Raw genomic sequence first — 12,295 nt, forward strand, 5'->3', positions numbered from 1 at the left:
TTCAGCGGCTGTTCTTATTGTCGGCAGGCACCGGGGCCAGGATGCCGCCGGTGCTTGCAGCATATCCGCTCCCGGGAAGATTTACGGAGGAATGTAACAAGGCATTGCAGACTGTCCGACAAAGTCCCCCTCCCTGTCCGCCAATACCCTGCCGTGCCTGCGCCCCAGGGCTTATTTCTATGGGGCGGCCGGCGCCTGCCGCCGCGCTCCCACTAACAATAAGAATGAGCCCAACCATGCACCCGACCCGTCCCGTTTTCCCCCTGCGCCTGGGCCTGGCCCTGACCGCCTGTTGCAGCCTGAGCGCCCAGGCCACTGAGTCCGGAGTGGACAATATCGGCCCCGGCACCGACGGTTTCTACGTACTGCCCCTGAGCCCCGACCAACTCCCGGAGCACATGTTCGCCTTCAACCTCTACTACAACCACTACCAGGCGAAAAAGCTCGACATCAGCTCCTTCGGCGGCAAGGTGCAGGAGGTCAAGATCACCTCCGACGCAATCATCCCGCGCCTGGATTACCTGAGCCCGCTGCGGGTCTTCGGCGGCCGCCTGGGGGGCTACGTGGCCCAGCCCTATGTGCGCCAGCAAGTGTCGCTGTACGGCCAGAGCGACCGCCGCGAAAGCATGGGCGACACCACCTTCGCGCCCATCATCCTCTGGGACCTGGGGCCCAGCCTGACCCTGGGCGCGGCCGTGGAAGTGACCCTGCCCACCGGCCAGTACGACGCCGACCGACTGGCCAACACCAGCAACAACTTCACCACCTACAAGCCGCTGTTCTCCATGACCTGGCTGCCCAGCGAACGCACCGAGCTGTCGTTCAAGAGCACCTACAGCTTCAACCGGGAAAACCGCGACACCCACTACCGTTCCGGGCAGATCTTCCACTTCGACTACTCGGCCAGCTACCGCCTGACCGACGACCTGAGCCTGGGGCTCAACGGCTACTACCTGAAGCAGACCACCGACGACAAGCAATACGGCAAGACCGTGACCTTCATGGGCGAAGCCGTCAGCGACGGAGTCCGCGGCCAAGTGTTCGCCATCGGCCCGGCACTGCACCTGCGCTTCCTCAAATACGCCAGCGCCGAGATCCGCTGGGCCAAGGAATTCGACGTGGAAAACCGCCCCGAGGGCGACATGCTCTGGGCCAAGCTGACCATTCCCTTTGCCCTATGAGCCACTAAGCGGCAAGCGGCAAGCTTCAAGCGGCAAGTCTCAAGCACGGCGCACGAACCCTGAGGCCTCCTGCTTTTCACTTGCCGCTCGCAGCTTGAAGCTTGCCGCTCCCCTCAAGCCTCAAGCCTCAAGCCCGAAGCATGGGCCTGAGGCTTCCCGCTTCCCGCTTGCAGCTAGAAGCTTGAAGCTTGCCGCTCACCCATACACCGGCCACCGCTCGACAATCCGCCCGCCCCGCACCGCCAGCAGATCACCAAACTGCAACAGCACCGCCTCCGTCTGCTGCGGCCGCAAGAACACCTGGTCATCCACCTGCAGGCCCACCGCGCCGGAGCCGTTGACCATCTCCTGGTTCGAACTGCGACCGAACATCCCGTTGCTCTGCAAGCCCGCCGGCGCTTCGAAGTCTGCCAGCCAGTGGCCGCCATAGATAAAGAAGGTCTGGCGCTGGTTGGGGTCCCACCAGGACAGCAGCCGCGACTTGTCGTCCAGGGCCGGAATGCGCACCGGGCCAGTGCTCTTGAGCACCGGGGTGGCGATAAAGGCCGCCGGCACATGTTGTTCCAGGGAGGCCAGGTCGTAATGGCTGGGCTTGAGCAGCGCGGTGCCCACCGACACCTCGCTGCTGAGGTTTTCCTGCTCATGCCGGCGGTAGCTGGGGCTGCCGGCGGTGTTCAGGGTCAGCCCCTCGCGCCACAGGGCCGGGTACTGCTGGCGAGTGAAATCGACGAAGCCGTTGTAACGCTGCATGACCTGGGCAAACAGGCTCTCGGGCGAGCCGAGAATCCCCGGCACACCCATATCGACAAAGGGGTCGTAGCCCATGAAACCGGCAAACTCCAGTTGCTGCGGATGGGCCGCGATCAGCGCCAGCATCCGGCCCAGGCTGGTATTGTCGCTGACGCCCCCGCGATGCAGGCCCACATCCAGCTCGATATTGATGCGCATCCGCGTGCCCAGGCCCTGGGCCAGCGCCAGGTACTGCTGCAGGCGCTCGGGGGTATCGAGCAGCCATTGCAGTTGCCGGCTGGGCTCGAACGGCCCCTTGAGCTGCTGGTAGAACAGCTCGACGGCGCGCAGCGGCAAGGGCTTGCCCAGGAGGATGTCGGCGTCGGCAAACACCTCGGCATCGTGGTTGAGAAAGGGTTGGTGGAAGGACATCAGGCGCCGGGTGCCGGCGCGCTTGGCGATATAGGCCAGCAGCCCCGGCGACGGCAGGGACTTCTCCACCAGCCGCAGGTGCTTGCCGCCGCGCTGCACCGATTGCCGCACCTCATCGATATTGTGATCCAGGCGATCCAGGTCGATCAGCATCACCGGCTGCATCGGCCCATTGGCCTTGAGCTGGCGATTGAGCTCGGCGAAATACGGGCTGTAGGGCGCGCCCCGGTCGCCGGGCCGCAACCAGGCGCCGACCCCCGCCAGCAATACCCCAAGCCCCAGGGCGCCGGCCACAAAACCACGACGATCCATACATCGATACTCCTGTTCAGGCCACACCCAGCACCGAGGCCAGGTGGGCATTGATGAATTTGCCTTGCGGGTCCAGCGCCTGGCGCACCTTGGCGAAAGCCTGCCATTGCGGGTACAGCCCTTGCAGGGTGCGGGCATTAAGGCTGTGGTGCTTGCCCCAGTGCGGGCGCCCCTGGTACTTCCAGAAAATCGGCTCCACCGCGGCGAAGAAATTGTGGTGATCCATGCTGAAGTGCTGGTGCACCGAGATCGAACAGCTGTCGCGACCCTCGAACATGCTCAAGGGAATGTCGTCGGCCTTGACGTAGCGGTACTCGATGGGAAACCAGGTGCGCAGGTCCTTGTCGCGGATCAGCCCAAGGATTTCCCGCAGGCACGCCGGCCCCAGGTGCGCCGGCACCGAGTACTCCATCTCGTTGAAACGCACGCTGCGCACATTGGCGTAGACCTGATAGGAATCCCCCACCCGCTGATCGAAGCTCGCCAGCCAGCGCAGGCTGTTGAGCAGGTGGCGGCGGGTTTCGGGGAAATCACTGACGTACTTGTCGAGGTTCTCGATCAGGCTGACGAACTCGTTGCCGCCCTCCTCGGCCGGGTCTTTGGGCGGGGTCGCAGGGTCGCTGGTTTCATTCAGTGCCACCGCCAGGGCGTAGTCGGAATGGGTGACCACCAGCATCTCCCAGTGCTGGTTATTGCGGGTGAGATTGTCCATGTCCTCCAGCAGTTCTTCGGTCTTGGCGATCCACTGGGTTTCCCGCAGGCGATAGGCCGCGCGGTTCTGCAGGCGCACCCGGGTCGCCACCCCCAGCGCCCCGAGGGACACCCGGGCGGCGTGGAACACCTCGGCGTTGCGCTGGGGGTCGCAATCCAGCACTTCGCCGCTGGCACTCACCAATTGCAGCCCGCAGACCTGGGACGAATAGGAACCGAAGCCGACCCCGGTGCCATGGGTGGAGGTGGAAATCGCCCCGGCCAGGGTCTGGTAGTCGATGTCCGCCATGTTCCACAGCGCCTGGCCCACCTCCTTGAGCGCCGGGCCCATCAGCGACATGGGCGTGCCGGCAGCAAATTCGGCCTGCAGGGTCTTGGGGTCGTGCTCCAGCAGGCCATTGAAATAGGCCAGGGACAGCAAGGTGCCGTCGGTGGGCACCAAGGCGCTGAAGGAATGGCCGGAACCCACCGGGCGGATCTTGCCCGGAGCGCTGCGGATCACCCGCACCAGCTCATCCAGGTCCTTGGGCGCCAACCGCTCCTGAGGCAGGCAGCTTTGCGCGCCGGACCAGTTGCGCCAGGGAATCAGCCGCGGCGCGCGGGCCAGTTCGGCCAGCAGCGGATTGCTGCACAGCGCGCTGAACGCGCCGAGGGCGCCGGCCCCTTGCAGCAGCCGGCGTCGAGAAAGGTGCATGACCATGAAGGGGGACCCTGTGTTTTTTATTGGAATGAATGGCCAGACATAAAGCTGATCAGGGCCAGGAACTGCTCTTCGCTGCACTGCATGCACTGGCCCATGGGCGGCATGCCCTGGTAGCCATTGATGCTGTGGTCCAGCAGGGTATCGGCGCCCTGGGCCACACGCGGCGCCCAGGCCTTGGCATCGCCGGCCAGGGGCGCGCCCGAGGCCGGGTTGGCGTGGCACAGCTGGCAACTGCTGGCGTAGACCTGGGCCAGGGCCGGGTCGGCCGGGCTCTGGCGCGCAGCCTCCAGGCGCGCGGCGGCAGGCGGTTCGGCCTCGCCGCAGGCGCTCAGCAACAGACCCAGGGCAATGCCCAGGGCAAAACGACAGCAATCACGCCGCAACGGGCGCAGGCAACCGGGGATGGCGCGGGACATGGAGGCTCCTCTGTGCAACCTGGACCAGAGCCCGCCCCGACCACGGGGCAGGCCACACAGGGCAACACTAAGGCAGCCCCGCGCCACGGTTGAGGGCATTGGCGGCCAGCCAAGGGGACTTGCGCGGCCAGACGCCTAAGCTACAAGCTCCAAGCGGCAAGCTCCCAGTTTGAGTCTTGTCGCTTGCTGCTTGAGGCTTGCCGCTTAGAACCCATTGCTGGCGCCACGCTGAAACGTTTAATCTCGAAACAGGACCGCCAGCCTGGCGCACCGGAGCCATCTCCAACACGGGGTAGAGTCATGACCACAGCCACAGTTCTCGACAACCTGTTTCCCACCGCTGCCGACATCCCCGAAGCCTACCGCCTGCCCGATCCCGTGGAGCAACGGGACTACCTGGTGGACGGCCAACTGCGCACCTGGAACGGACCCCTGGCCCAGGTGCGCAGCCCGATCTACCTCAGCGGTGCCGACGGTGACAGCCAGGTGATCCTCGGCAGCACACCGCTGCTGGACGCCGACACCGCCCTCAGTGCCCTGGACGCCGCGGTGCGTGCCTACGACCGGGGCCAGGGCGCCTGGCCGACGATGCGCGTGGCCGAGCGCATCCAGCATGTGGAAGCCTTCCTGGCGCGGATGCGCGAGCAGCGCACGGCGGTGGTCAAGCTGCTGATGTGGGAGATCGGCAAGAACCTCAAGGACTCGGAGAAAGAGTTCGACCGAACCTGCGACTACATCGTCGACACCATCGGCGCGCTGAAGGAACTGGACCGGCGCTCCAGCCGCTTCGAACTGGAGCAGGACACCCTCGGTCAGATCCGTCGCGTGCCCCTGGGCGTGGCCCTGTGCATGGGCCCCTACAACTACCCGCTGAACGAAACCTTCACCACCCTGATCCCGGCGCTGATCATGGGCAACACCGTGGTGTTCAAGCCGGCCAAGCTCGGCGTGCTGCTGATTCGCCCACTGCTGGAAGCCTTCCGCGACAGCTTCCCGGCCGGGGTGATCAACGTGATCTACGGCAGCGGCCGGGAAACCGTCAGTGCGCTGATGGCCAGCGGCAAGATCGATATCTTCGCCTTTATCGGCACCAACAAGGCCGCCAGCGACCTGAAGAAACTCCACCCCAAGCCCCACCGCCTGCGCGCGGCCCTGGGCCTGGACGCGAAGAACCCGGGGATAGTGCTGCCCGACGCCGACCTGGGCAACGCGGTGAGCGAGGCCCTGACCGGCGCCCTGTCGTTCAACGGCCAGCGCTGCACCGCGCTGAAGATCCTGTTTGTCCACGAGTCGGTGGTGGACAGCTTTATCCAGCAGTTCAACGCCAAGCTGCAGGGCCTCAAGCCGGGCATGCCCTGGGAGCCGGGGGTGGCCCTAACGCCGCTGCCGGAGAACACCAAGGTCGACTACCTGCACGCCCTGGTGGCCGATGCCCAGGCCCATGGCGCCCAGGTGGTGAACCCCCACGGCGGCGAGGCCCGGGCTTCGTTCTTCTACCCGGCGGTGCTGTACCCGGTGAACCCGCAGATGCGCGTCTACCACGAGGAGCAGTTCGGCCCGGTGGTGCCGATCGTGCCCTACCGCGACCTCGAGACCGTGATCGACTACGTGCTGGAGTCGGACTTCGGCCAGCAGCTGAGCCTGTTCGGCAGCGACCCGGCGGTGATCGGCCGGCTGGTGGACACCTTCGCCAACCAGGTCGGGCGGATCAACCTCAATGCCCAGTGCCAGCGCGGTCCGGACACCTTCCCCTTCAACGGCCGCAAGAACTCCGCCGAGGGCACGCTGTCGGTGCATGACGCGCTGCGCACCTTCTCGATTCGCACCCTGGTGGCGACCAAGTTCCAGGAGCGCAACAAAGAGCTGATCAGCGACATCATCCGCAATCGCGATTCGAGCTTCCTGACCACCGACTACATTTTCTAGTAACCCCTGCCGGGGCTCGCCCAAGGGTGGGCGCCCGGCCCTCTCACTGCAGGAGAACCCGGCCTGAACCCGTTCAACCCTTTGCGCGGCAGCACCCTGCCCGCCTGGCTGCGGCGCCTGCTGCGGCCGCTGCTCGATCCCTACCGACGCTACCGTCACGCCCGGCTGATCCACGCGGTGCGGGTCGCCCTCGGCCTGATCGCCACCATCCTGCTGACCACCGGGCTCAACCTGCCCCACGGTGAATGGGCCTCGGTGACCATGCTGGTGGTGATCGGCGGCCTGCAGCACCACGGCAATATCGGCAAGAAAGCCGCCGAGCGGGCCATTGGCACCCTGGTGGGCGCCGGGGTCGGCCTGGTGCTGGTGCTGCAACAGGCCTACTTCGGCCACCCCTGGCTGACCTACCTGGGCATGGCGTCGGTGTGCGGCTACTTCTCCTATCACGCCATCGGCAAGGGCGGCTACACCGCGCTGCTGGCGGCCATCACCGTATTTATCGTCGCCGGCCACGGCGACAACCAGATCAGCGACGGCCTGTGGCGCGCGGTGGACATACTGATTGGCATCGCCTTGGCCCTGGCGTTTTCCTTCGCCATCCCGCTGTATGCGGTCTACTCCTGGCGCTACAACCTGGCCAGCGCCCTGCGCGATTGCGCGCAGTTGTATGGGCGAATCATCAAGGGCCAGTCGGTGACCGACGACGAACACCTCAAGCTCCTGGGCCGGGTCAACGCGGCCATGCTGCAGTTGCGTTCGCTGATGCCTTCGGTGTCCAAGGAAGTGCGCCTTTCCATGACCGAGCTGGACGCCATCCAGCGCAACCTGCGGATGTGCATCAGCACCCTGGAGATTCTCGGCAACACCCGCCCCGACGCCAGCGACCCGCAAGCCATGGCGCAGATGCAACTGGCGCTCAGGGCCGAGCACCGGCAGATCCGCGTGCAACTGATCGGCATGGCCCGGGCCCTGCAATCGGGGGTCACCCAGCGCCTGGAAAAGTCCGTGCAAGGCCGCCCCGAAAACGCCCTGGAGGCCCCGGTGTACAAGGCCCAGGATGGCTACCGGCTGCTGACCCGGCAACTGGCCGCAACCTTGAGCGAGATGCACCAGCGCCTGGCCAAGAGCACCCGGCACTGGAAGATTTAAAACAGCTCGCTGAAGGCAATGAAAGGCGCCGTATCGCCCGGCTGCAAGGTCCGACCCTCGACGACTTGCACCAGACCATCGGCCCAGGAAGCCCCCAGCAGCACCCCGGAACTCTGGTTCGGGTAGAGCACGGCGCGGCCGTTTTCCAGGCGCGCCCGCAGGTATTCGCGGCGCTGGCCGGGCTTGGGCCAGGCGAAGGCCACCGGCACCTCGACACTCAGCGGCGCCACTTCCTGCACCCCCTGGATGCGCAGCAGATAGGCCCGGGCCAGCAGGCCGAAGGTCACCAGGGCCGAAGCCGGGTTGCCCGGCAGGCCAATCACCGGCACCTGGCCGAAGTAGCCCACAGTCAAGGGTTTGCCAGGCTTGATCGCAAGCTTCCAGAACAGCGGCCGGCCACTGTCGCGCAGCACCTGCCCGAGGCAGTCGGCATCCCCTGCGGAAACCCCGCCGGTGGTCAGGATCAGGTCCGTGCCGTGCTGCAACTGCTCCAGCCTGAGGCGGGTCTGCTGCGGCCGGTCGGGCAGGATGCCGGCGTCGATCACCTCGCAGCCCAGGGCATCCAGCCAGTGCCTGAGCAAGGTGCGGTTGCTGTTGTAGATGCAGCCGGGGCGCAGGGGCGTGCCCGGCTCCAGCAGTTCATCGCCGGTGGACAACAGCGCCACTCGCGGCCGGCGCACCACCGGTAATTGGGTGCAGCCCTGGGCCGCGGCCACCGCCAGCTCGAAGGGGCCGAGGCGCTTGCCGGCCTGCAGCAGCACATCACCGGCGCGGTTTTCCTGGCCCTGGGGGCGGATGTTCTGCCCCGCCTTCAGGGCCTGGGTGAAGCGCACCCGGCCATCCTCCAGGGGCTCGACGTTCTCTTGCATCTCCACGCAGTCGGCGCCTTCGGGCAGCGGCGCGCCGGTGAAGATCCGCGCACAGCTGCCGGGCTGCAAGGGCACGCCGGGCTGCCCGGCGAATACTGTTTGCGACACCGGCAAGGGCTGACCGTCCCAGTGCTGCAGGTTCAGGGCGTAGCCGTCCATGGCGCTGTTGGCCCAGGGCGGCAGGTCCAGGCTCGCCAGCAGGTCAGTGGCCAGCACCCGTTGCCGGGCGGTATCCAGGGCCAGGTTTTCGCTCTCGGCCAGGCGTTGGCTGTCGGCCATGGCCAGCAGGCTGGCCAGCGCCTGCTCCACCGGCATCAGTGGGCCCGGGTTCATCCCCGGGTCTCGCAAGCCTGCACCGGCTTGAGGTGCGGTACGAAATTGCACGGCCGATGGCGGGCATCCAGCTGCTCGGCGAGGATGCCTTCCCAGGCGGTGCGGCAGGCCCCGGTGGAGCCCGGCAGGCAGCACACCAGGGTGCCGTTGGCCAGCCCGGCCAGGGCCCGGCTCTGCACCGTGGAGGTGCCGATATCGAGAATCGAGATGGCGCGGAACAGCTCGCCGAACCCGTCAATGTGCTTGTCCAGCAGGCAGCTCACCGCTTCAGGGGTGCTGTCGCGGCCGGTAAAGCCGGTGCCGCCGGTGATCAGAACCACCTGGATGCCCTCGTCGGCGATCCAGGTCGCCACCTGGGCGCGGATCTTGTACAGGTCGTCCTTGAGCAGGTTGCGCTCGGCCAGGTGGTGACCGGCTTCCAGCAGGCGGCTGACCAGCAACTGGCCCGAGGTGTCCGTGGCATATTCCCGGGTATCGCTGACCGTCAGCACGGCCATGTTCAAGGGTACAAACAACGCATCCGACTTTACGCTCATGTCATTCTCCGACCGGCAGGCTCACTATCATCGACCCAGGCTAAGAGCCCGTCGGCGCGGCTGTCCAATCGTTATGGCTGACTGGATTATCGAGCCGCTCTATCGCTGCCGCGTACGCCACCCAGCCTCGATAAGCAGCATCGATCAGCCCTTCAATACAGCCGATTGGACGTGCGCCCCAGGACAAAGATATGGTGGCCGCCATCCTCGCCAATAGCCGCCGACCATGACTTCAAGCCACCCCGCCCAATCCGCTGCCCTGCCCTGCTCGATCCTGCTGCTGGCCGGTGGCCGCGGCTCGCGCATGGGCGGCCAGGACAAGGGCCTGGTGACCTGGCGCGGCCGGCCGTTGATAGCCCATGTGCAGGAGGTGGTGCGGCCCTTGAGCGATGACCTGATCATTTCCTGCAACCGCAACGCCGAGCGCTACCGGCCCTATGCCGACCAGTTGGTGGCGGATGCGCAGGAGGATTTTCCCGGCCCCCTGGCCGGGGTTTTGGCCGGCCTGGCGGTGGCGCGCCACCCCTGGCTGCTGGTGCTGGCCTGCGACGCGCCGCAAATCGACGCCGCGCTGATCCAGGCCCTGCTGCAGGCCCGTGGCAACCCGCAGAGCCCGCTGATGGTGCAACAGGCCGGACAATGGCAACCCATGTTCAGCCTGATGCCCACCGCGCTGCTGGGGGAGCTGCGCCAGGCCTGGGACCAGGGCGAGCGCAGCCTGCTGCGGGCCCTGATAGCCCACGGCTTGCGCCCCCTGCCCTGCGCCGCGGACGATCCGCGGCTAAGCAATTTCAACAGCCCTGAACTACTGTCTGAAACAGACCCCAAGCCCTTGGCCTGATCACCGACAGCCTGATCCAAACCAGCAGCCCGGCAAGGCTTGCAGCCTTTCCATGGGCGCAATAGCTGCGCTATTACTGAAGCCGACTTTTCCCCTAACAGGTGCCATCGTGGACATCAAGCAACTCAAGTTTCTGATCGCCCTGGAGCAGACCCGGCACTTCGGCCAGGCCGCCGCGCGCTGCCATATCACCCAGCCGACCCTGTCCATGCGCCTGCGCAACCTGGAAGACGAACTGGACCTGATCCTGGTGACCCGCGGCCAGCGCTTCGAGGGTTTCACCGAGGCCGGCGAACGGGTGCTGGCCTGGGCCAAGACCCTGCTGGCGGCCCATGACGGGCTGTTCGCCGAAGCCGCCGCCTGCCGCGGGCAACTGGTGGGTAACCTGCGCCTGGGCCTGGTGCCGCTGAGCGGCTTCAACCCCATCGGCTATGTGCAGAAGCTTTCGGCAAGTTTTCCCGAACTCAAGTTCAGCCTGTCGTCCGCCAGCTCCGACCGCATCATCGAAGACATCGGCAACAACCAGCTGGACCTGGGGGTCTGCTACCTGGACCACGTCAACCCCAACTACCTGGACTTCTTCGAAATCGGCGAGACCCGGGTCGGCCTGCTCTACGACACCCGGCATTTTCATTTCGAAGGCAGCGAGATGAGCTGGGAAGAGGCCGCCGAACTGCCACTGGGCATGCTCAGCACCGGCATGCACTATCGCAAGTCCATCGACCTGAGCTTTCGCAGCCGCGGGCTCAACCCGACGCCGATCCTGGAAAGCGATTCCACCTACCAGCTGTTCCAGGCCATTCACGAAGGCTTCTGCTGCTCGATCATGCCCCTGGACAGCGGCCTGGATTCACCCATCGAGAACCTGGCCTTTATCAACCTGCCGGATGCCAGCGTGCTGGCGCCCCTGGGCCTGGTGATGCGCAAGACCGAGCCGCGCTCGGCGATTGCCGAAAAGTGCTTCGCCGAAGCCAAGCAGCTGTTTGCCCACAAAGACTGAACAAGCGCCCCCGGGCCGGCCATGGCCCGGGGCGCATCTGAATACATCGAGGTGTGGTCATGATTTGCCGGATCGAACCCGCGGAGCAACAACCCGAGGCCAATGCGCCGGCCCCGGCGCCGCAGCGCGTGGCCTATCGCGAATACACTCCGGAGGGCCTGCTGGCCGAGGCGCCGCTGGCCGCCGAAATCGCCCTGGCGATCACCTACAACGGCCTGAGCCAGGCGGTGATGATGGTGTCGCCGGGCAATCTGGAAGACTTTATTCGCGGCTTCAGTATCACCAACGACATAGTCACGGACCTAGGTGAAATCTACGACATCCGCCTCAGCCACTTTCCCCAGGCCTGCCAGGCCGATGTGGAGATTTCCAGCCGGGCGTTCTGGGCGCTGAAGGACCATCGCCGGCAAATGGCCGGCACCAGCGGCTGCGGCCTGTGCGGGGTGGAAGCCCTGGAACAGGCGCTGCCGCAATTGCAGGCTCTCGAGCCCTCGGCCCTGCCTTCCGCCGAGCATTTGCAGGGCCTGCGCCAGCGCATCGAACAGGCCCAGCTGATGGCCCGCAGCAGCGGCGCCCTGCACGCGGCGCTGTACGTCGATGAACAGGGTGAAGTGCGCCTGTGCCAGGAAGACATCGGCCGGCATAACGCCCTGGACAAGCTGATCGGCGCCCTGCTACACGCCGGGATAGACACCAGCAAGGGTTTTACCGTGGTCACCAGCCGTTGCAGCCTGGAGCTGATCCACAAGGCGGTACGGGCCCGTCTCGGCACCTTGGTGAGCCTCTCGGCGCCCACTGCCTTGACCGTGCAGTGGGCCAACAAGCACCGCCTGAACCTGATCCACGTGCCCCAGCGCAACGCCCCGCGAATCTACAGCCCGATCTGAAGTGGCGACCTACCTGATAAATGGGAAGGCTGCGCCTTCCAGCGCGAGCAAGCTCGCTCGCCACTGGGCTTGCACCACCGCTTGCGGCTAATAGCTTGCAGCTTGCAACTGCCCTTCCGTGGCGAGGGAGCTCGCTCCCGCCCGGGCGGCCGGCGTCCCGGCGCGCAGCGGCCGTAAACCCTGAATCCGCAATCCACCTGACAGACCACGGATTCAGACCCAGGGAAGGCTGCGCCGTCCAGCGCGAGCAAGCTCGCTCGCCACAGGGTT

11 protein-coding genes are annotated in these 12,295 nt (G+C 65.9%); 6 read left to right on the forward strand and 5 right to left on the reverse strand.

Annotated elements, in window-relative coordinates:
* Positions 1–236: 236 nt before the first annotated feature.
* Positions 237–1,181, forward strand: a complete 945-nt coding sequence (locus J4P02_RS21420) for a SphA family protein (protein ID WP_426193953.1) — start codon at positions 237–239, stop codon at positions 1,179–1,181.
* Between the two features lie 195 nt (positions 1,182–1,376).
* On the opposite strand, the gene J4P02_RS21425 is transcribed toward J4P02_RS21420, so the two are convergent.
* The 3 genes from J4P02_RS21425 to J4P02_RS21435 form a co-directional block, all read right to left on the reverse strand.
* On the reverse strand, positions 1,377–2,585 hold the full coding sequence (locus J4P02_RS21425; RefSeq protein ID WP_426193978.1) for a DSD1 family PLP-dependent enzyme: 1,209 nt from the start codon (positions 2,583–2,585) through the stop codon (positions 1,377–1,379).
* An 85-nt stretch (positions 2,586–2,670) separates the two neighbouring features.
* Positions 2,671–3,999: a D-arabinono-1,4-lactone oxidase gene (locus tag J4P02_RS21430; protein ID WP_426193980.1), complete on the reverse strand. Its 1,329-nt coding sequence runs from the start codon at positions 3,997–3,999 to the stop codon at positions 2,671–2,673.
* A gap of 86 nt (positions 4,000–4,085) precedes the next feature.
* On the reverse strand, positions 4,086–4,484 hold the full coding sequence (locus J4P02_RS21435; RefSeq protein ID WP_426193955.1) for a c-type cytochrome: 399 nt from the start codon (positions 4,482–4,484) through the stop codon (positions 4,086–4,088).
* Positions 4,485–4,784: 300 nt separating this feature from the next.
* On the opposite strand from J4P02_RS21435, the gene J4P02_RS21440 reads away from it, so the two are divergent.
* Entirely contained in the window at positions 4,785–6,410 is a 1,626-nt protein-coding gene (locus tag J4P02_RS21440) for an NADP-dependent glyceraldehyde-3-phosphate dehydrogenase (RefSeq protein WP_426193957.1), read from the forward strand.
* A gap of 108 nt (positions 6,411–6,518) precedes the next feature.
* Entirely contained in the window at positions 6,519–7,559 is a 1,041-nt protein-coding gene (locus tag J4P02_RS21445; RefSeq protein ID WP_426193982.1) for an FUSC family protein, read from the forward strand.
* Here J4P02_RS21445 and glp read toward each other — a convergent pair.
* Together glp and moaB are read right to left on the reverse strand one after the other, a co-directional pair.
* Entirely contained in the window at positions 7,556–8,761 is a 1,206-nt protein-coding gene (gene glp / locus J4P02_RS21450) for a gephyrin-like molybdotransferase Glp (protein WP_426193959.1), read from the reverse strand. The genes J4P02_RS21445 and glp overlap by 4 nt on opposite strands.
* Complete coding sequence (moaB, locus tag J4P02_RS21455; RefSeq protein WP_426193961.1) at positions 8,758–9,297, reverse strand: molybdenum cofactor biosynthesis protein B; 540 nt, start codon at positions 9,295–9,297, stop codon at positions 8,758–8,760. The genes glp and moaB overlap by 4 nt, the downstream gene beginning before the upstream one ends.
* 226 nt (positions 9,298–9,523) lie before the next feature.
* Between moaB and mobA the strand changes: the two genes are divergently transcribed.
* From mobA to fdhD, 3 genes are all read left to right on the forward strand, one after another.
* Complete coding sequence (mobA, locus tag J4P02_RS21460) at positions 9,524–10,138, forward strand: molybdenum cofactor guanylyltransferase MobA (protein ID WP_426193964.1); 615 nt, start codon at positions 9,524–9,526, stop codon at positions 10,136–10,138.
* A 109-nt stretch (positions 10,139–10,247) separates the two neighbouring features.
* A complete protein-coding gene (locus J4P02_RS21465) occupies positions 10,248–11,138 on the forward strand; it encodes a LysR family transcriptional regulator (protein WP_426193966.1) in 891 nt (296 codons plus the stop codon).
* Positions 11,139–11,197: 59 nt separating this feature from the next.
* A complete protein-coding gene (gene fdhD, locus J4P02_RS21470; protein ID WP_426193968.1) occupies positions 11,198–12,025 on the forward strand; it encodes a formate dehydrogenase accessory sulfurtransferase FdhD in 828 nt (275 codons plus the stop codon).
* Positions 12,026–12,295: the final 270 nt, after the last annotated feature.

The organism is Pseudomonas sp. NFXW11 (genome assembly GCF_049887815.1).
Classification (GTDB): domain Bacteria; phylum Pseudomonadota; class Gammaproteobacteria; order Pseudomonadales; family Pseudomonadaceae; genus Aquipseudomonas.

What these genes read in the sequence shown, in the direction of transcription:
- fdhD (WP_426193968.1), top strand. Translation starts at nt 11,198, where the DNA reads ATGATTTGCCGGATCGAACCCGCGGAGCAACAACCCGAGGCCAATGCG.
- moaB (WP_426193961.1), bottom strand. Translation starts at nt 9,297, where the DNA reads ATGAGCGTAAAGTCGGATGCGTTGTTTGTACCCTTGAACATGGCCGTG.
- mobA (WP_426193964.1), top strand. Translation starts at nt 9,524, where the DNA reads ATGACTTCAAGCCACCCCGCCCAATCCGCTGCCCTGCCCTGCTCGATC.
- J4P02_RS21420 (WP_426193953.1), top strand. Translation starts at nt 237, where the DNA reads ATGCACCCGACCCGTCCCGTTTTCCCCCTGCGCCTGGGCCTGGCCCTG.
- J4P02_RS21435 (WP_426193955.1), bottom strand. Translation starts at nt 4,484, where the DNA reads ATGTCCCGCGCCATCCCCGGTTGCCTGCGCCCGTTGCGGCGTGATTGC.
- glp (WP_426193959.1), bottom strand. Translation starts at nt 8,761, where the DNA reads ATGAACCCGGGCCCACTGATGCCGGTGGAGCAGGCGCTGGCCAGCCTG.
- J4P02_RS21440 (WP_426193957.1), top strand. Translation starts at nt 4,785, where the DNA reads ATGACCACAGCCACAGTTCTCGACAACCTGTTTCCCACCGCTGCCGAC.